Consider the following 19532-nt stretch of genomic DNA (forward strand, 5'->3'; position numbering starts at 1 on the left):
CAGGGGGCGCGCGGCTTCACTCCAGCTGATTGGCCATGGTCAAGGTACCGAGCACGGCCCGGTTGACTTCCTGCAGGCTCATCAGCAGATGCTCGGCATATTCGTTGATCACCGGCGCGGTTTCGGTTTCGACCGCTCGCGCCAGCTCAAGATAGGGGTGGTGCGGACCTTCACCTTCAACCAGGGCCTGGTAGACCCGCTCGGGCACCGGGATGGTCTTGAGCAGCTCGCCGAAGGGCTTCTGGAACAGCTTGTCCAGCAGGGAGAACACGCCGCAGATGAAGACTTCACCGCGGGTCTCATCATCCCCCGTGTGGGCCACCAGTTGCTCCATGAAGATGCCCCGGCGCACCGAGGCGAACATCACCGGGCGCATGTTGGCGTCCTTGCTGGCCGTGGCCAGCAGCAGGGCAAGCCAGCGCTTCAGACGCTTGTAGCCAAGCATCATGATGGCGTGACGGAAGGAGCCGATCTCCACCGACAGGCCGAAGGCCGGCGAGTTGATGTAGCGCATGAGCTGGTAGGCCAGCGTGGGGTCGCGCTTGAGCACCACCTCGAGCTTGTCGATGTCTTCGCCCTCGTCCACCCGTCGGATGAGCTCGACCAGCACGGCCATGTCTGGCTGGCCGGCACGGCTGGCCGCCGGGCTCTCGGTGCTGGTGACGTCCTCGATGGGCCAGCCCAGGATGGCCAGGGCACCGCGGGCAAAGCTGTTCTCCATCTCGGCCACGGTGCGCACGTTGCTCTGAATGAAGCCCATGGAACGCACCACCCCGGGCTCGACATGGCCGGGGATCTCGTTCTTGCGGCGGTCGTCTGCCAGGTCGATGATGGAATGCTTGAAGCACGGCAGGATCTCGCGCGGCAGCAGCGACGGAGGGCGACCATGCAACAGCAGCGTGTTCCCGTTGGCGTGCAGCTGCGCGATGACCTCGGTATTGGCCGGGTCGCAGGCGATGAAGGACGGGATTTCCACCATGACCGACGACAGCGGCTTGGCGCGCAGCAGGTCATTGAGGAGCGTTTCACTCATGATGTTGAGCGAGACAGGCTGACCGCCCTCGGGCCAGACCTCGGCGATGGCCGCAAGCAGGTGGTCCGCCTTGAGCGCCTCCTGGGTGCGCAGGGATGAGACCGTGAGACGGGTGGCCGTGACCTTGCGGTTACGGTCCACCATCGGAGAGTAGCTCAGCGCAATGTTGCGCAGAACGTCGTTGTCCATGGGCAGCGGCAGGGTTCGATGCAGTGTTTGGGCCGGCACGCCCCGCGAAGGATCAGCCCAGATACTGGAACAGACTCATCCGCTGGACCGTGCCGTAGGTCTTGAGGACCGCATCGTAGCCGGTTTGCTTGTTCTGGAAGTCGGAAATAGCTTGCACCATGTCCAAATCTTCCGCATTCGAGCGATCTACCTGGGCCGCGAGCTTGATGGAGGACAGACGATCCTCGACCCCATCGATGCGGTTCAAGGTGTCGCCCACGGCGCTGCGCACGCTCTGAAGGCGACCCAGCACGGAGTCGACGTTGCGCAGTCCGTCGGTCGTGGTCTGCACCACCTCGGCGGGGATGGCGTTGCCGTTGCGCAGACCGGCGATGGCCCGGTCCAGGGCTTCGAACACGCTCAGAGAGGGCTCGCTGGGCAGGATGCGGAACTCGTCTCCGTCAGCGGGTGTGCCGCTGATGTTGAAAGAGATGCCGTCGATCGCAATGGCAGCGCCAGAGGTGTAAGGCCCCGTGATGGCCCCCCCCACCGGGGTGCCTGTGCCGGGGTCTCGGGGCTGGACGCTGTAGGTGGTCACGCCCGCTGCCACGCTGAAGGTCACGTCATACCGCAGCCCCTGCACCTGGGCAGGGTCCGTCACTCGTCCTGAATCGATCCAGGCCGCACCGCTGACGGCGGTGCGTTGGGTCTCGAAGACGCCGTTGCCCGTGCCCGCACTCATCCAGGTCATCTGGCCATCGACAGTGGCCGGCAGCACCTCGCCGGAGGCCACCGATACGGCCCCGCCGATGCCGGTGAACTGCACCCCGCCCGGGGTGTTGATGAAAGGCGCTCCTGCAGCCCCCTGTCCCGCGAACAGGTAGTTGCCCGCGCCATCCTGCCGGTTGGCGATGGACAGCAGCTGGTCGCGATACTGCTGGAGCTGTTGGGCCAGGCCTTGTCGTTCGGCCGCGGTGTAAGTGCCGTTGCCGGCGGCCACCAGCGATTCGCGGGCGGCCTGGAGCAGGCCCACCGCATCGCCCAGCGCACTCTCGGCCAGGGTCATGGCCGTGCGGCTGGACTCCACAGCCCGCTGCGACACCGTGGCTCGCTCGGTCGTGGCCAGCGCCCGCTCGGCCCGGGCTGCGGCGGTCGGGTCGTCGCTGGCGCGCAGGACGCGCTTGCCGCTGGTGAGACGGACCTGGGCGTCGGTGAGGTCCAGCTGACGGTCCTGGAGGTTCTGGATCGCGGCCTGGTAGGCACTGGCAGTGGCGATGCGCATGGTGTGGTCTCGGGTCGGTCAGACAGGATCAGCGGCCGGCGGTCTGCAAGATGGTGTCGAAGACTTGCTGGGCCACCTGCAGCACCTTGGCGGCGGCCTGGTAGGCCTGCTGGAACTGGATGAGCCGGGCAGCCTCCTCGTCCAGGTTGACGCCCGACAGGTTGTCGCGCGCAGCCTGGGCATCCCGGGCGATGGCCTTGGACATGTCAGCAGAGGCTTTGGCCCCCTGCACGCGGATGCCGACATCGGCGAGCACGCTGGCGTAGGCGTTGGCGATGGTCTCACCACGCACCATGGGCTCATCGCGCAGACCCAGCAGGGCCAGGGCATTGCCGTTGTTGCTGGCCAGCGCACCGGAAACCGCCGCGGTGGAGACCACGTCGATGCGGTCACCGGCCTGCGGCACGCCGTTGAGGGTCAGCTCCCATCCGTTGATCCGGATCGGCTCGCCCGGCACCAGCGTGGTGCTGGGAGTTCCGCTCACGGGTCCGACGATGGTGAAGGTGGTCGGTGAGGTGAAGACGATCTGGACCGGCTGGGCGAGGTTGGCATCGGCCTGCTTGGGCAGCAGGGTCGTGACGCCCACGGTGCCCTGGTTGGCCGGATCGACCACCGCGGCCACCGGCGACGCGGCGGCGATGCCGTTCGGATCGGTGAGCGCGGCGCGCAGGTCGGTGCCGGCAAAGCGCACAGGCTGGATGAGGAATCGATCCCCTTCGGCGGGTGCGCCGGCCGGCACCGCGAGGGTGACCCCCGCGACCTCGGTGCCCGGTGTGTAGGCCGCCCAGCCGCCGTCGGGTATGCGACGCAGCTGCCACGCACCGCCCTGGTAGCGCAGCTCGAAATCGCTGGCCTCCAGCGCTGTGGCGCCTGTGATCGTGGCCGTCACCTGAGCGGTGCCGGTGTTGGCCGCATGCGGCAGGGTGCGAGGCGACCCTGTGCTCAGCAGCGGCCCACCGGCATTGCCATTGAGGTCGAAACCCAGGGCCTGCTGTTCGTTCAGGCGGGCCGCCAGCACGGCGGCCATGCGCCCCACCTGGTTGATCGCCGCCGGCAGATCCTGGCTCTGGAAACGCAGCATGCCGGCCAGCGTGCCGCCACCCAGGCTGTTTTCCACCAGGGGGCGATCCACGCCGCCCTCGCGGAGGCCCAGACGCAGGATGCTGTTGTCGTAAGGATCGGCCACGAGCGTGAGCGGCAAGGCATCGTTGCCCAGCACGAGGCGCTGCCCGCCGGCGATGAAGAGACCCACGGTGCCATCGGGCGCCGGAATCTGCGTCACCTGCAGGAACTGGCTGATCTCGCCGATGAGGCGATCGCGCTGATCGAGCAGGTCATTGGGTTCGTGCCCCAGCCCCTTGACCCGTGCGATCTGCTGGTTCAGGTCGGCCACGCGCTTGGTCAGCTCGTTGACGGTGGCGATCGAGGTCTTCAGATCCTGGGTGATGCCCTGCTGCAGCGCCGTCAGTTCTCCGGCTGCCGAGCGGTACCGGGATGCAAGTTCCTCCACCCGTGACAACACCACCTGGCGCGACGATGAATCCGACGGATTGCTGGCCACGTCCACGAACGCGTTGAGCAGGTGTCCGGCCGCAAAGCCCAGGCCCGACTCCCCCATGCGAAAAGCCTGCTCCATGCGCTGCAGGTAGTCCAGCCTCGCGGCATCGCCTGCAGCCACGGCGGCGGTGTTCGATGCTTCGGCGCTGAGAAAGGCATTGTGGGCGCGCTGCACCGTGGAGATGTTCACGCCCTTGCCGAAGAAGCCCGCCCCGGTGAACTGCCCCCCCGCGGTTTCAAGCTGCACCGTCTGGCGCGAATAGCCCGGCGTGTTGGCGTTGGAAATGTTGTTCGCCGTGGTGTTGAGCTGTGCCTGCGCGGCGAACATCGTGCGCGTGCCCAGGCTGATGAGTCCGCTCATGAGGGGTCCTTAACTGGTGGCGCGCTGCAGCCGCAAGGTGGTGTTGATGACCCGCGTGAGCTTGTCGGCGTAGGCGGGGTCGGTGGCATAGCCGGCGTCCTGCAGACCCTGCGCGAAGCCCTGCGCGGTGTGGCCCTGCTCGATGACACGGGCATAGCGCTGGTTGTTCTTGATCAGGCGCGCATAGTCGCGGTAGGCCTCCTGCAGCGAGTCATAGGCGCGGAACTTCTGCACCATCTTGCGCGGCTGGCCGTTCACGTATTCGGTGGTGGTCACCTCGGCAACCTTGCCCTGCCACCCGCCCGTGGCCTTGATGCCGAAGACGTTGTGCGACGAGGTTCCGTCGGCATTCCTGATCTCGCGGCGGCCCCAGCCCGATTCGTGGGCCGCCTGGGCCAGGATGAAGTGCTCGGGGATGCCGGTCTCGCGGGAGGCGATCTGCGCCGCATCCCAGTGCTCGCGCAGGAACTCGCCCTGGGGTCCGGCCACCCGCGGGGCGGCCAGGGCCGTGGGCAGGGGGCGGGAGGCCACCGGGCCCGGCGCGGATGGCCTCACCGGGGTGCTGGAGAGCCCCATGTTGCGCTCGAGCTGGCGCGCGATCATGTCGGCCAGGCCGCCGGGCAGGCCCGCCAGCGTGGTCGCGTATTGCTGGTCGAGCAGGTCGGTGCCCATGTCGGAGCCGGCGTTGTCGGTGAAGCCGGACTTCATCGTCGTGGCGCGCATGCTCTTGATGAGTTCCTGCATGAACACCGCCTCGAACTGGCGCGCGGCTTCCTTGACCGCCGCGCGCGGGTCCTGGCTGGCGCGCGCGCGCAGCGTGTCCAGCGACTTCACATCGCCGGACAGGCCGTGCTGCAACGCCAGGGGGCTGTTCATCAGATCACCTCGAGTTCGGCCTGCAAGGCGCCTGCGGCCTTCATGGCCTGCAGGATGGCCAGCAGGTCCATGGGCGTGGCCCCCAGGGAGTTGAGCGCACGCACGACGTCGGTAAGCTTGGTGCCGGCCGGCACCTCGATGAGCGAGCCGCCGTCCTGCCTGATCTGGATGTCGGCCTGCTCGGCCACCACCGTCTCGCCGCGCGAGAACGGAGCCGGCTGGCTGATGACGGGTGTGGAGCTGATGGTGACCGAGAGATTGCCGTGGGCCACTGCGGCCGGCAGCAAGGTCACGGCCTGGTTCATCACGATGGAGCCGGTGCGGGCATTGAGCACGACCTTGGCCGCCGGTGCGGCGCCCTGCACGGGGAGGTTCTCGATATCGGCCAGGAAAGCCACGCGCTCGCCGGGCGACTGGGGCGCGCGCACGCGCACGGTGCGTCCATCCATGGCCTCGGCCACCCCTTCACCCTTGGCGCGGTTGATGGCCTGGGCGACCTGGCGCGCCGTGTGGAAATCGGCCGCATTCAGGTCGAGCTGCAGGAACTCGCCCTGGTGCAGGGGCGTGGGCACACTGCGTTCGACCGTCGCCCCGGCAGGGATGCGCCCGGCGCTCAGGTGGTTGACCTGAACTTTGCTGCCGCCGGCCGACGCTCCAGCCCCCCCGACGATGAGGTTGCCCTGCGCCAGCGCGTAGATGTTGCCGTCGGCCCCTTTGAGCGGCGTGGCGATCAGCATGCCGCCGCGCAGTGACTTGGCGTTGCCAAGCGATGCCACGTTGACGTCGATGGCCTGCCCGGGCTGCGCGAATGCCGGGAGCTGGGCCGTGACCATCACGGCCGCCACGTTCTTGAGCTGCATGTTGACGCCCGGCGGGACGGTCACGCCCATCTGCTGGAGCATCGCGGCGATGCTCTGGGCGGTGAAGGGGGTCTGGGTGGTCTGGTCGCCGGTGCCATCCAGGCCCACGACAAGACCGTAGCCGATGAGCTGGTTGGGACGTACCCCCTGCACGGAGGCGACTTCCTTGATACGCTGCGCCTGGGCCGGCAGGGGCCACCACAAGGCGGTGCTGGCCGCCAGGGCGGCCAGCGCGATCGCCATGCGCAGGAATCGGTCAGAGGGGGTGTTCATCGGCCAGTGTCCTCAAATCTTGAGGACATTGTTGGCCGCGATCAGAAGGGGAGAACGCTCAAAAAGAAGCGTGCGAGCCAGCCAATTCCCTGCGCTTCAGCCTGCTGGCCCCGGCCGCGGTAGTCGATGCGCGCATCGGCGATCTGTGAGGAATTCACGACGTTGCCCGGCTGGATGGCACGCGGGTCCACCCGGCCCGTGAACCGCATCACTTCGACGTTCTGGTTCAGGCCGATCTGCTTTTCGCCACCGATGACGAGGTGGCCGTTGGGCAGCACCTCCAGCACGGTGGCGCTGATGGTGCCGGTGAAGTTGTTGGCTGCCTCGGTCCCCCCTTTGCCGGAGAAGCTGTTCTCGGAGCTGCCGCCGACGCTGGCGCGGCCGAAGGAGTTGGGGTTGATGCCGGGCAAGGCGGTCACGCCGCCGCTGATGCTGCCGCTCTTCTCCACCGTGGAAGCCGAGCGCTGGCTGGCCTGCACGCGCTCGACGATGTTCACGGTGAGGCTGTCGCCCACCAGGCGGGCGCGGTGATCCTCGAACAGCGGACGGTAGCTGGCCGTCTGGAACAGGCCGCCATTGTTGGCCGGGGCGTAGGCCACGGGCTGGGGCCGGGCCGTCATGGTGTCGGGCATCTCGACCTTGGGCGCCAGGGTCTGGCAACCGGTGAGCAGTCCAGTGGCCATCGCCAAGCCGCAGGAGATCAGGCGTCGCATCATGGGTCCTTGCAGGCAGGATCAGAGCTGCGCCAGGCGCTGCAGCATCTGGTCGGAGGTCTGGATGGCCTTGGAGTTGAGCTCGTAGGCCCGCTGGGTCTGGATCATGCCGATGAGCTCCTCCACCACGTTGACGTTGGAGGTTTCGAGAAAGCCCTGCTGCAGCGTACCCAGGCCTTCGTTGCCCGGCACGCCCGCGGCCGGTGCGCCCGAGGCGGCCGTCTCGACGTAAAGGTTCTGTCCGCGCGGCTCCAGACCGCCCGGGTTGACGAAGCTCACCAATTGCAGCGTGCCCAGCTGCACGGGCTGGGCCGAGCCGGGCACGACGGCGGTGACCACGCCACCGGCGCCGATCGTGACCGTGCTGGTGTTGGGCGGGATCGTGATGCCCGGCGCCACCAGGAAGCCGTTGTTGGTGACCAGCTGGCCGTTGGCATCCGTCTTGAACGAGCCGTCGCGGGTGTAGGCGGACGTGCCGTCCGGCAGCTGGATCTCGAAGAAGCCATTGCCATTGATCGCCACATCCAGCGGGTTGGTGGACTGCTGCAGGCTGCCCTGGGCGAAGCTGCGCGCGGTGGCCACGGCACGCGTGCCCAGGCCCACCTGCAGCCCGGTGGGCAACTGGGCCTGTTCGGCGGTGTTGGCGCCGCTCTGGCGCAGGTTCTGGTAGATCAGGTCCTCGAACTGCGCGTTGGAGCGCTTGTAGCCGGTGGTGGCCACGTTGGCGAGGTTGTTCGAGACATGGTCCAGCTGAACTTGCTGGGCTTCCATGCCGGTCTTGGAAATCCACAGGGAACGCATCATGGCGAGGGGCTCCTTCAGGCGTTGGTCGACAGCAGCTTGGCCGACGCGTTTTCGTTCTGCTCCGCCGTCTTGAGCATCTTCATCTGATGCTCGAACTGGCGGGCGGCGGAGATCATGGCCACCATGGTTTCGATGGCGCTCACGTTCGAGCCTTCCAGCGCCCCGTCCTGCAGGCGGGCATTGGGGTCGGCCGGCAGTTCCTCGCCGGCGGCGTCGCGGAACAATCCGTCGAGGCCGCGCTGCAGCGGGGCTTCTGGGGTGACCATCTTCAGGCGTGCGACGGGCACCGTCTGGCCGTCCGGGTTGCGTGCACTGATCGTGCCGTCGGGGGCGATGCTGAGCTGGGCATTGGGCGGTGCCTGCACGGGGCCGCCATCACCGATCACCACGAGGCCGCCCTGGGTCATCAGCGTGCCGTCGGCCGCCACGGTGAGCGAGCCGGCACGGGTGTAGGCCTCGGTGCCGTCCAGGGCCTGGACCGCCAACCAGGCGTTGCCCTGCAGGGCCACGTCCAGCGCCCTGCCGGTGTGTTGCACCGGACCAGGAGCCGCGTCGTAGCCGGTGGTGGTTTCGAGCGCATAGACGCGGGTGCTGGCGCCATCGCCACGCACCGGCACGGCCCGGAAGGCCTGCAGCTCGGCGCGAAAGCCGGTGGTGGACACGTTGGCCAGGTTGTGCGCGAGGACGTCCTGGCGCTGCATCGTGGCCTTGGCGCCAGACATGGCCAGGTAGATCATGCGGTCCATGGAAGCTCCTGCGTCTCAGGCGTGGGGGATCAGCGCAGGCTCACGAGCGTCTGCAGCACCTGGTCCTGGGTGCGGATGGTCTGGGCGTTGGCCTGGTAGGCGCGCTGGGCGGTGATCATGTTCACCAGCTCGGCGGTGAGGTCCACGTTCGATTCTTCCAGGGCACCGGCTTGCAGCACCCCCATGTTCCCCGAGCCCGGGGTGCTGACGGTCGGGTCGCCGGAGGCATAGGTGGCGGCCCAGATGTTGCCGCCCAGGGGTTGCAGGCCCTGCGGGTTGCGGAAGGTGGCCAGTTCGATCTGGCCGGCCGGGCGCGACTGGCCGTTGGAGAAGCGCGCCATGATGACGCCGCTGTTGTCGATGCTCACACCCACGAGCTGCCCGGCGGCAAAACCGTTCTGCGTGAGGTCGGTCACGCCGAAGGTCGTGCCGTACTGCGTGGAGTTGCCCATGTTGAGCTGGATGCCGGCGATGGGCAGCGTGGAGCTGCCGTCCGGACGCACCGTGGCGGGCACGTCGATGGGGATGCGCCCATCGAGCGACGTGCCGCCGCCACCCATGTAGTAGGCGATGGAGCCGCCACCGCCCGCCGTGGGGTTGCCGCCCGAGGTGGGCGGGTAGTTGATGGTGGCCACCGGCATCGCGTCGCCAGCGCCGTTGGTCATCAGCGAATTGCCATTCGCCGTGGCGTACACGTCCCAGGTGTTGGCAGCCGTTTTCTGGAAGTAGTAGGTGACCGCCACATCCTGGCCCATTGCGTCGAACAACGTCACCGAGGTGGCATTGTTGAAGGTGGTGGGGTCGTTGAAATTGATGCCTCCGGTGGCCGGCACCGTGATGGCCGAGCGCGAGTCGAGGTTGAACTCCAGGTCGATGCCGGTGGTGGCCTGCGGGTTGATGCCGGCCGTGGGCAGCTGGATGGGGCGCGCCTGCTGCGGTGCGATCACGCCGTTGGCATCGGCCACGTAGCCCAGCAGCACCTGCTTCTGGTTGTTCTCGATGTAGCCGTTGCGGTTGACCTTGAACTGGCCGTTGCGGGTGTACATGGGCGGGCCGTCCATCGTGGGCGCGGTATTGGGCGCCGCGTTGGGGTCTCTCGCCACATCGGCCACCTGGAAGAAGCCGGCGCCGTTGATGGCCAGGTCCAGCGGGTTCTCGGTGGTGGTGATGTTGCCCTGCGTGAACTGCTGGGCCACGGCGGCCAGGTTCACGCCGATGCCGATGTTGTTCGCGCCGGTGCCGTTCATCGCGGCGGCATACATGTCGGCGAACTCTGCACGCGAGGACTTGGCCCCGAAGGTGCCCGCGTTGGCGACGTTGTTGCCGATCACATCCAGGTTCTTGCTGGAGGCGTTCAGACCGGAAAGACCTTGCTGGAAGCCCATGGTGCGGTGTCCTTGTGCGTGAGGAAATGGAAGCGCTTCAGTGGTAGACGACGGCCGCGACCTTGTTGTAGGCCACGGTCTTGCCGCTGAAGAGGTCGAGTTCAAGGCCGTTGGCCGTGGTGCTGATGGCGCCGACGGTCTCGCGGGCGAAGGTGTCGGCGGGGATCTCGGTCTTGCCCGAAGAGGCCGTGACCTTGAACTTCACCTGCGAGAGATCGGTGCCCCCTTCGGGCGCCCAGAAGAAGTGATGCCGGCCCTTGCCCATCGCCCCCAGGCTGAGGCGGTCGATCACCTGGCCCGAGGCATCGGTGATCTCGACGTTGACCAGGTCGGCGTCGCCGTGCAGCTCAAAGGCCGCGCGGCCCTCGCCTTCGACCACGTTCATGTGGTTGCCCGAGACCAGCACGTCGCGCCCGATCAGGGCCGCGCCCTGCAGGGCCTGCGCCTGGTTGAATGAATAAGACATCATCTCCAGGCTGCCGTTGAGCTTCTCGATGCCGGTCACGGTCTGGATCTGCGCCATCTGACTGGTGACCTGGGCGTTGTCCAGCGGGTTGAGCGGATCCTGGTTCTGCATCTGCGCCACGAGCAGCTTCAGGAAGCGATCCTGTGCGCCGATCTCGTTCTTGGTGGAGATGCCGTTGGCCGTGTTGGTGCCGCTACCGTTGATGCTGGCAAGGTTCATGATCTGCCTTCACAAAGCCGGGCTCACTGGCCCATCTGCAGGGTCTTGAGCAGCAGGCTCTTGGCCGTGTTCATGACCTCGACGTTGTTCTGATACGAACGCGAGGCAGAGATCATGTTGACCATCTCCTCCACCGCGTTCACGTTGCTGTAGGTCACATAGCCCTCGCCATCGGCCTGCGGGTGTGCCGGATCGTGGACCCGACGCCCGGGGGTCTGGTCTTCGGTGACCTGGGCCACCTTCACGCCGGCGGCCGAGGCATCGCCCGACTGGGCGCCCATCAGCACGGTCTGGAACACCACCTGGCGCGCCTTGTAGGCCTGGCCGTCGGGGCCGGCCACGGTGTCGGCGTTGGCCAGGTTGCTGGCCACGGTGTTCAGCCGCTGCGACTGCGCGCTGACCGCGCTGCCGGAGATGTTGAAGATGTTGAACATCGACATGGGGCTCTCCCTCACTGTCCGGTGATGGCGCTGAGCATGGTGCGCACGCTGCCGTTGATGAAGCGCAGCGTGGCCTCGTAGCGCACGGCGTTGTCGGCGAAGTTCGCGCGTTCGCGGTCCATGTCCACGGTGTTGCTGTCCAGGTTGGTCTGCGCTGGCCGCGCGAAGTTGAGCGTGCTGGCCACGCGCACACCCGGCGCCGGACCGATGTGGCCGGCGTGGGTGGTGGCCACCACACGAGGCGCATGCGACGCAGCCGCCCCGCCCTGTCCGGCCGTGGCCTGCTTGAGCGCGGCGGCGAAGTCCATGTCGCGCGCCACATAGCCCGGCGTGTCGGCATTGGCGATGTTGCTGGCGATCACGCGCTGGCGCTCGGCCCGCAGCACCAGGGCTTCGGACTGGAAATTCAGCGATTGGGTGAGTCGGTCGAACATGGCGCCATTCCTGTGCGCCCATGCGGGGCGCGGCGTCCGGCTCGGCAACCCGGTGGGGATGCAGGGCCGGCAGGTTGGAGGCCATTGTTCTGCCGGGGCCGGTCCAACATTAGCGGGAATAGCGGCCCAAAACGCGGCCAATTCCCTCCCCTGCCCGCCGTCTCTCCGGCCTACAGTGCAGCCCATCACACCTCACGCCCCATGACCCACACTCGCCCGCCATCGCTCCGCATCCCCCGCCGCCTGGCCGCGGCGGGCCTGCTCGCGTTGGCTGCGTGTGTCTGCCTGGGAGCGGCAGCCGCCGAGGTCGAGTTCGATCTGCAAGCCCATGTGCGCTCGATGGCACAGGCCCACCATCAGCAACTGTCAGCCGCCGCGGGCCAGCCCGCACCCCAGGCCACCCGCATCGAGGTGGAGGTGGGCGCGCTCGACAGCCGGGTGCGCCTGGCGCCGTGTGCACGCATGGAGCCCTACCTGCCCCCGGGCATGCAAGCCTGGGGCCGCACCCGCATCGGGGTGCGCTGCCTGGAAGGACCCACGCGCTGGAATGTCTTCCTGCCGGTGACGGTGCGCGTGTTCGGTCCCGTGGTGGTGGCTGTCAGCCCGCTGCCTGCCGGCACCGAGCTGCAGCCGTCCCTGCTCACGACCCGGGAGGCCGACTGGGCCGCCGAGCGCTCTCCCGTGGTCACCAACCCCGCAGAACTGGACGGTCGGATGCTGGCCCGCGCCCTGCACGCCGATCAGCCCTTGAGAGAAAGCCATCTGCGGCCGATACAGTGGTTTGCCAGCGGTGATACCGTGCGTGTCATTGCGCGCGGCAAAGGCTTTGCCGTGAGCAGCCAGGGCCGGGCGCTCACGCCCGGCCTGGCCGGCCGGACGGCCCGGGTGCGCACGGACAACGGTCGCATCGTCACCGGCGTGGCCCGTGCCGAAGGGGTGCTGGAGGTGAATTTGTGAAAGAACGTAACATTTCCGGATGCCAGGCTCAAGTTGTCCGTCCAAAGGTCGATAAGCCGATCATGTCGGACCGGACCCGGTCCAGGAGCAGGTCATGAAGATCGTTCACACCCCAGACACCGCTGCCCTAGCCGCCGGCCAGGCCCGTCCTGCCGCGGCCGAGGCGCGCCCGACCGCCGCGGGCTCTCCGACGGCGGGTGCTTCCACCTCCAGCGAAAGTGCCACCGTGAAGCTGTCCAGCACCGCTGCCGGCCTCATGGCCAGCACGCCCGAATTCGACGCCGAGAAGGTGGCCGCGATCCGCCAGGCCATCGCCGACGGCACGTTCAAGCCCAACGCCGAGGCCATCGCCGACAAGCTCATCGCCAACGCCCAGGAACTGCTCCAGCGCCGCTGAGCCGGCGGCTTTGCACCCTCGTTTCACCCGACACGGAACTCGCCCACCGATGCGCGCGCACGCCCCTGCCCTCGTTGCACCGACCACCGACGCCACCCATCTCGAGCCCGCCGTGGCTGCCGTGGAGTCGCGTCTTCTCGCGCTCGGCGAGGCCCTGATGGCGCGCGATGCAGCGGCCATGGAGCGTTGCGCCAGCGAACTCCACCGGGCGCTCACCGAGGCGGTGAACGGCTTCAGCCTGGCCGCCCGCAGCGGCGCAGCCGTCAACCCGGCCTTGCGCCAGCGGCTCGTGCAGGCCACCGGGGCCGTGGCTGCGCAGCGCGAGAGCCTCTCGCGCGCCACCGCAGCGCTTGACCGCGCGATGGACGTGCTGATGCCGCGCAGCCCCGAGGTGGTCTATCGGGGCGCGCCGGGTGCCTCGGCCTACGGCAATGCCGCACGCCACAGCCGGGGCTCCATCCACGCCTGATCCCTGGAGCGGCACCGCAAACCTGACGCCCCGCCCGCGCGGGGCGTTTTTCATGGGGTGCCGCTGCCGAGGTGCTGCAGCGTGTGCCGCAGGTGGGAAGCGAGTCGATCCACGCCGGGCGGCTGCAAGATGCTCAGGTGGTCGCCCGGCACGACACACAGGTCGAGCCTCCTGACGCAATGGTGCCAGCCGAGGTCGGGGTCCGGCGAGGGCGAATCACTGGCGCGCACCAGCAGCACCGGGACCGTCAGCTCGCGCGGGCGGTACAGACGCCTGGCGCGCTGATAGATGCGATCGCGTGCGTGAGCCTGGGCCAGGTCCTCGCGTGCATCAGCGTCGAGCCGGTGCATCGGCCCTAACCGGGGGGCCAGCAGGGTGCGCAGCTGACCGAGGCGCCTGGCGCCCGCGCGCCACAGGCCGGCCCAGCCTTGCGAGGACAATCGCTGATACTGCCAGCGCAGCCAGCGGCCCGCGAGCGCCCAGCGCCCCTGGGGGCAGCTCGTGTCGAACAGCATCACGCACTGCACCTCGTCACCCTGCTGGCGCAGCTGCTGCGCCATCTCATAGGCCAGCAGCCCACCGAAGGACAGGCCGGCCAGCCGGTAGGGGCCGTCCGGCTGGTGCTCGCGCAGCACACGCACGTAGTCTGCCGCGATCTGCTCCACCGTCACGGCCGCTCGCAACGGATCGCTGCGCGCATCCAGGAATCCGAGTTCTGCCGGCACGAAGAGGCCGAAGACCGGTGTGTGCGGCGCCAGGCGCTCGGCCAGCGGTTGATAGATGTGCACGCCACACACGCAGTACAGCGGCGGTTCGGTGCCCCGCGGCTGCAGGCAGACGATGCTGGCGGCCTCCACACGCCGCTGGGTGTCCAGGGCCTGGCTGAGCAGCGCCACGGTCGGATGGGCGAACAGCTGGGCGAGGCTGCAGGGCAGGCCCAGCTCCGCCTCGATGCGGTGCACGAGGCGTGCCGCCAGCAGCGAGTGGCCGCCCAGATCGAAGAAGTCTTCATGCACACCGAACTGCCGGTGCCCCAGTACCTCGGTCCACAGCGTCCACAGCGCCTGTTCGGCGCCGTTGCGAGGCAGCACGCTCGACTCCCCCCCTGACACATCGTCCGCGGGGGGCGGCAGGCTCTTGCGATCGAGCTTGCCGTTGGGCAGGACCGGCAGGTGGTCCACGAAGACGAGATGCTGCGGCTGCATGTAATCGGGCAGTCGCTCACGCAGCCGGGCCCGCAGGGCATCCCGCAGGTCATCCCGTTCGGCCGCGGGTTCGTCGCTGAGGATGTAGGCCACCAGACGGACATCGCCAGGTCGGTCCTCTCGGCGCATCACGACTGCGCGCGACACGCGGTCATGGCTGGCCAGCACGTCCTCGATCTCGAACGGCTCGATGCGGTGGCCGCGCAGCTTGATCTGGTCGTCCAGTCGACCCAGGTGCTCCAGATGGCCATCGGCGCGCCAGCGCACGCGGTCGCCCGTGCGGTACAGCCGACGGGCAGATGGGTCGAACCCCGGGCACCACTGGACGAAGCGCTCGGCCGTGAGGTCCGGGCGCTGCCAGTAGCCCCGCGCGACGCCCTGCCCTGCGATATAGAGCTCCCCTGCGACGCCAAGGGGGCAAGGGTGGCGCTGGTCGTCCAGCACCCAGACCTCGGTGTTGTGGATGGGGCGCCCGATGTGGATCTCTTCGCGCCGTGCCGACCTGATGCGCGCGCAGGTGGACCACACCGTGGTTTCGGTCGGGCCGTACATGTTCCATACCTCGGCGGCGCGGGTGATGAGCTGAGCCGCCAGTTCGTGCGGCAAGGGCTCGCCCCCCACCAGCGCCTTGAGCCCAGCGGTGCCGGACCATCCGGCGTCGATCAGCATCTGCCATCGCGATGGCGTGGCCTGCAGCGCGGTGATGCGGTGAACGTCGATGAGCCTGCGCAACTCGGCGCCGCTGGCGGCCTCCTCCTGGGAGGCGAGGATCACACAGGCCCCGACCGTCAGCGGCAGCAGCAGTTCCAGCACGGCAATGTCGAAGCTCAGCGTCGTCACCGCCAGCCAGCGATCGGTCGCCTCGATGCCCGGGGTGTCGCGCATGCTGGCCAGGAAGTTCACCACGCCATGGTGAGCGACCACGACCCCCTTCGGGCGGCCCGTGGACCCGGAGGTGTAGATCACGTAGGCTGCGTCGAAGCTCCCCGGGTCGGGCGGCGTCCACGATCGCCCGTCTCCGGGTGTCAGTGACCTCAGCGCGACAACGGGAAGATCGGCCGCCCACTGCGGGCGCGTGGCGTCCACCAGCAGCAACGACAAGGCAGCATCCTCGGCCATGTCGGCCAGTCGCTGGGAGGGATAGGTCGGATCAAGAGGCACATAAGCTGCCCCGCTGCGCAGCACGCCGAGCACCGCGGCCACCAGGTCAAGGCCACGATCGAAGCACAGGCCCACCCGGTGGCCCAGGCCGATGCCCCGCTGGTGCAAGGTCTGGGCGATGGCTGCGCTGCGTTGGGCCAGTGCGCGGTAGCTCAGCGTCTGCCCCCCGCAGACCACCGCCGTGGCGTCCGCATGGGCCACAAAGGACGGCGCAAGCAGCGACCAGACATCCGGCGCCGGCAACGGCCGTGAGGGCCCCATCGCCAAGGCGTTCAGCTGATGCTGCTCCGCCGGCGACATCATCGGCAGCTCGCACACCGGCGTGTCCAGCGACGACGCCACGGCGGCCAGCAGGCGCAGGTAGTGGTCGAGCAGCCTTTCCACGCGCGACGCATCGAAAAGGTCGGTCGCGAACTCGAAGACAATCGAGCGGTCCAGCTCGGCATCCACCGTGACGGTCAGGTCGAACTGGGTGGCCTGCCGGTCGAAGTCCACACGTTCCCACTGAAGCGCGTCGAACTCGAGAGTGCCCAGTGGTGCGTTGACGACGTTGAAGAGCACCTGGAACAAGGGCGAGCGGCTGCTGTCGCGTGGCAGGCCCAGCTCGCGCACCAGCAGCTCGAACGGCATGTCCTGGTGGGCATACGCGTCCAGTGCTGTCTGGCGCACCTGGGTCAGCCACTCGCTGAACGGCAGGCGCGGGTCCAGCACCGATCGGAGCACCAGCGTGTTGACAAAGGTGCCCAACAGGTCTTCGGTGGCCAGGTGATGCCGATTGGCAATGGGCACGCCCAGCGCAAGGTCGCGATGCCCGGTATGGCGGTGCAGGAGCAGCTTGAACACGGCCATCATCACCATCGACAGGCTGGCCCGCTGCCGCGCCCCCAGCTCGGTGAGCGCGCGGATCAGCGACGGCTCCAGCGGCGCCCTCACCCGCGCGCCGCGGTAGCCCTGCCGCGCGGGGCGGGGGTGATCGGTGGGCAGTTCAGCCAGTTCCAGGCCGGCCAGCTGCTCGCGCCAGTAGGCCAGTTCCTCGTCATGCCGCTCACCGGCATACCACTGGCGATGCCAGGCGGCGAAGTCGGCGTATTGCCAGGACGCCGGCGCCACGGGCGAGGGGCGGCCGTGCAGGTGCCGCCCGTAGGCCGCACTCAGTTCGCGGGCCAGCACGGCGAAAGACCATTGATCTCCGATGAGGTGATGCTGCACGATCAGCAGCACGGCCTCCTCGTGACCCAGCGGCAGCAGGTGCACGCGCATCAGAGGGCCATGACTCAGGTCGAAGGGCTCGGCCGCCAGACGGGCCAGCTCGGCCTGGAGAGCCGCATCGTGCACCGATGTGATGCCCTCCGAGAGCGGCACGACCTGCACCGGCATCGACAGCTGAGGCTGCACCCGGGGTCGCACGGCCTGCTCGTCCTGGATGAACACGGTGCGCAGGATGTCGTGGCGCGCCACGATCTCGGCAAAGGCAGCCTCCAGCGCAGGGCGGTCGAGACGCCCCGTCAGCCGGATCGCCAGGGGCATGTGGTAGGCGGTGCTCTGCGGCGCGAGCTGCTGCATGAACCACATGCGCTCCTGGGCATACGAGAGCACGGGCTGCACCGCACGGTGTCCCCAGGCCTGCATCGGCGACGGCCCTGCCTGGCCGGCCACGGTCCACTGGCGCGCAAGACCGGCGAGCGTCGGGGTTTCGAAGATCGCCCTCAGCGGCAGATCGGCACCCGCCGGGCCCCGCAGCCGGGACACCAGCTGGGTGGCACTCAGGGAATCACCGCCCAGCGCGAAGAAACTGGCCTGCGGATCCTCAGCACTCCCCGGGCCCAGGACGGCCTCCCACGCCTCGCGCAGCGCCTGAGGGATGGATGCGGCGCCGTCCAACTCGGACTCGGGAGCGCCGGAAGCCCAGGCCACCCCGGCCCATCGATCTCTCAGGTAGCGCTGCCGGGCGGCAGAACGCTGCGGCTTGCCGCTGGAGGTGCGTGGCAGGCTCCCGCTGCGCAGCAGCACCACATCCGCCACATCCACCTCGAACTCCGACGAGACCGCCCCTCGCAGGGCTTCGCGGACTTCGCGCGTGCGCGAAGGGCTCGGCTGGCCGCGGCATTCGGCCAGCAGGACCACGGCCTCTCGGCCATGGCCGTCGTCCGCACCGAAGGCCATCACGCCATCCGGGCGCACGGCGGCATGCGCGATGGCCGCCCGGGCTTCGAGGTCGGACGGATGCAGATTGCGACCGGCGACGATGATGAGGTCCTTGAGGCGCCCGGTGACGAACACCTCCCCATCGATGAGGGTGCCCAGGTCCCCCGTGCGCAGCCAGCCCTGCGAATCCTCCGAGCCGGCGAGGCGCGCCGCGAAGGTCTGGGCGCTGGCCTGCGGCTGCCCCCAGTAGGCCTGGCTCACACTCGGTCCGCGCACCCAGAGCTCGCCCACCCGGCCCTCGCCCACCGGCATGCCGTGTTGCGGGTCCACCACGCGCACCTCCAGGGCGTCGATCGGAGTTCCGCAAGACACGAGGATCTGTGTGTCGGGCTCACCGGGTTCGCGCAGGCTCACCCTCCCCTGCTCCAGCGCTGATCTCGAGACGGTCTTCAGCACAGGGGCTTCGCACCACGGCGGCAGACTCACGGTCAGCACGGCCTCCGCCAGTCCATAGGCCGGCGCCCAGGCCTGTGGACGGAAGCCGTTGGCCTCGAAGGCGGTATTGAAGTCGCTCAGGGTGCGCGAGCGCACCGGCTCGGCCCCACAGACGGCCAGCTGCCAGCTGCTGAGATCGGCCGTCCACTGCGGCCGGCGCCGGCGCTCGGCTGCGCAGGCCGCATAGGCGAAGTCGGGCGCCCCAGTGACTGTGATGCGATGGCGCGCCACCGCTTCCAGCCAGCGCAGCGGGCGGCGCATGAAGGCCGCACGCGACATCAGGAAACACGGGACCCCCATGTACAGCGGCTGGATCAGGCCCTGCACCAGACCGTAGTCGTGGAACCACGGCAGCCAGCTCAGGATGCGCACCCCCGCCACGCGCTCCCGCAAGCGCTGCGCCAGCGCCTGGGAGTGGGCCAGCACCTGGGCGTGGGTCAGCACCACCCCACGGGGGGTTTGTGTGGAGCCCGATGTGTATTGGAGGTAGGCCGGCGCGTGCGTTGCGGGCTGCGACTGGAAGTCCCGCGCTTCGGCCGGCGTACCCGCGCTGCGCCGCAAGGCGGCGGCCGTGATCCAGCGTGTACCGGTGCCCGAGGCCCCGACCTCATCTCCACCGTCGGCACACACACCCAGCACGGCCTGCGCATCGCGGGCGATGCCTTGCAGCCGCTCCCAGCCACGCTCCCCCAGTCGCCGGTCCGGCGCCGGCGCGGGCACCGGAACGATGCCAGCCACCAGGCAGGCCCAGAACAACTCGATGGTGTCGGGCCCGCCCTCGAAAGCCAGCACCACCCGCTCACCCGGCAATGCATACGCCTGCAAAGCCTGGGCCAGCGGCGTCACGCTGGCCTGCAACCCTGCAAAGGTCCAGGTCTGTGCGACGCCCCCGTCGTCATCGAGCCACGCGTAGGCCAGGGCATCGGGCTGGTCGAGCGCACGCCGCCACACGAGATCGCCGAGTCGGCTGATGCCATCAGGAGCAGGGGACGGTGTGAGACGCAGAGGCGCGAAGGTGTCAATAGGGGCAGCAGGCATGAACGTCCAGAGGAGGACGCATGCCCCTCCCCGAACCGCGATGATCCG

At 68.6% G+C, this 19532-nt stretch carries 16 protein-coding genes; 3 read left to right on the forward strand and 13 right to left on the reverse strand.

Translation table 11 applies throughout. The features are described from left to right. Positions 1–16: 16 nt before the first annotated feature. The 12 genes from C1704_RS02945 to flgB are packed head-to-tail and all read right to left on the reverse strand — an operon-like array spanning position 17 to position 11617. The gene (locus tag C1704_RS02945) at positions 17–1222 is read right to left on the reverse strand and encodes an EAL and HDOD domain-containing protein (protein ID WP_104300830.1); all 1206 of its coding nucleotides are present in this window, start codon (positions 1220–1222) and stop codon (positions 17–19) included. 52 nt (positions 1223–1274) lie between these two features. Beyond that, positions 1275–2483 carry a flagellar hook-associated protein FlgL gene (gene flgL, locus C1704_RS02950; protein ID WP_104300832.1) on the reverse strand — a complete coding sequence of 403 codons (1209 nt, stop codon included), beginning with the start codon at positions 2481–2483 and terminating at the stop codon, positions 1275–1277. A 28-nt stretch (positions 2484–2511) separates the two neighbouring features. Further along, on the reverse strand, positions 2512–4401 hold the full coding sequence (gene flgK / locus C1704_RS02955) for a flagellar hook-associated protein FlgK (protein ID WP_104300834.1): 1890 nt from the start codon (positions 4399–4401) through the stop codon (positions 2512–2514). Between the two features lie 9 nt (positions 4402–4410). Continuing rightward, positions 4411–5277 (reverse strand): flagellar assembly peptidoglycan hydrolase FlgJ, encoded by an 867-nt coding sequence (gene flgJ, locus C1704_RS02960; protein WP_104300836.1) that lies wholly within the window; start codon positions 5275–5277, stop codon positions 4411–4413. Next, a complete protein-coding gene (locus C1704_RS02965; RefSeq protein ID WP_104300838.1) occupies positions 5277–6410 on the reverse strand; it encodes a flagellar basal body P-ring protein FlgI in 1134 nt (377 codons plus the stop codon). The genes flgJ and C1704_RS02965 overlap by 1 nt, the downstream gene beginning before the upstream one ends. 41 nt (positions 6411–6451) lie before the next feature. Continuing rightward, positions 6452–7126 carry a flagellar basal body L-ring protein FlgH gene (locus C1704_RS02970; RefSeq protein WP_104300840.1) on the reverse strand — a complete coding sequence of 225 codons (675 nt, stop codon included), beginning with the start codon at positions 7124–7126 and terminating at the stop codon, positions 6452–6454. A gap of 18 nt (positions 7127–7144) precedes the next feature. Next, entirely contained in the window at positions 7145–7927 is a 783-nt protein-coding gene (gene flgG, locus C1704_RS02975) for a flagellar basal-body rod protein FlgG (protein ID WP_104300842.1), read from the reverse strand. 14 nt (positions 7928–7941) lie between these two features. Continuing rightward, complete coding sequence (gene flgF / locus C1704_RS02980) at positions 7942–8673, reverse strand: flagellar basal-body rod protein FlgF (RefSeq protein WP_104300844.1); 732 nt, start codon at positions 8671–8673, stop codon at positions 7942–7944. A gap of 29 nt (positions 8674–8702) precedes the next feature. Continuing rightward, positions 8703–10058 (reverse strand): flagellar hook protein FlgE, encoded by a 1356-nt coding sequence (flgE, locus tag C1704_RS02985; RefSeq protein ID WP_104300846.1) that lies wholly within the window; start codon positions 10056–10058, stop codon positions 8703–8705. A gap of 37 nt (positions 10059–10095) precedes the next feature. Continuing rightward, the gene (locus C1704_RS02990) at positions 10096–10743 is read right to left on the reverse strand and encodes a flagellar hook assembly protein FlgD (protein WP_104300848.1); all 648 of its coding nucleotides are present in this window, start codon (positions 10741–10743) and stop codon (positions 10096–10098) included. A gap of 23 nt (positions 10744–10766) precedes the next feature. Continuing rightward, positions 10767–11183 carry a flagellar basal body rod protein FlgC gene (flgC, locus tag C1704_RS02995; RefSeq protein ID WP_104300850.1) on the reverse strand — a complete coding sequence of 139 codons (417 nt, stop codon included), beginning with the start codon at positions 11181–11183 and terminating at the stop codon, positions 10767–10769. An 11-nt stretch (positions 11184–11194) separates the two neighbouring features. Continuing rightward, on the reverse strand, positions 11195–11617 hold the full coding sequence (gene flgB, locus C1704_RS03000) for a flagellar basal body rod protein FlgB (protein ID WP_104300852.1): 423 nt from the start codon (positions 11615–11617) through the stop codon (positions 11195–11197). A gap of 201 nt (positions 11618–11818) precedes the next feature. Between flgB and flgA the strand changes: the two genes are divergently transcribed. The 3 genes from flgA to C1704_RS03015 all read left to right on the forward strand — a co-directional run bounded on the left by flgA (position 11819) and on the right by C1704_RS03015 (position 13440). After that, positions 11819–12574, forward strand: coding sequence for a flagellar basal body P-ring formation chaperone FlgA (gene flgA, locus C1704_RS03005; protein WP_104300853.1), 756 nt, complete (start codon positions 11819–11821; stop codon positions 12572–12574). Between the two features lie 94 nt (positions 12575–12668). Continuing rightward, positions 12669–12971 (forward strand): flagellar biosynthesis anti-sigma factor FlgM, encoded by a 303-nt coding sequence (gene flgM / locus C1704_RS03010; RefSeq protein ID WP_104300855.1) that lies wholly within the window; start codon positions 12669–12671, stop codon positions 12969–12971. Positions 12972–13020: 49 nt separating this feature from the next. Beyond that, positions 13021–13440 carry a hypothetical protein gene (locus tag C1704_RS03015; RefSeq protein WP_104300857.1) on the forward strand — a complete coding sequence of 140 codons (420 nt, stop codon included), beginning with the start codon at positions 13021–13023 and terminating at the stop codon, positions 13438–13440. 50 nt (positions 13441–13490) lie between these two features. Here the strand turns inward: C1704_RS03015 and C1704_RS03020 are convergent, their stop codons facing one another. Then, positions 13491–19484: a non-ribosomal peptide synthetase gene (locus C1704_RS03020; RefSeq protein ID WP_104300859.1), complete on the reverse strand. Its 5994-nt coding sequence runs from the start codon at positions 19482–19484 to the stop codon at positions 13491–13493. Positions 19485–19532 lie beyond the last annotated feature (48 nt).

Origin of the sequence: Caldimonas caldifontis (assembly GCF_002930615.1) — a bacterium.
Classification (GTDB): Bacteria; Pseudomonadota; Gammaproteobacteria; order Burkholderiales; family Burkholderiaceae_C; genus Caldimonas; species Caldimonas caldifontis.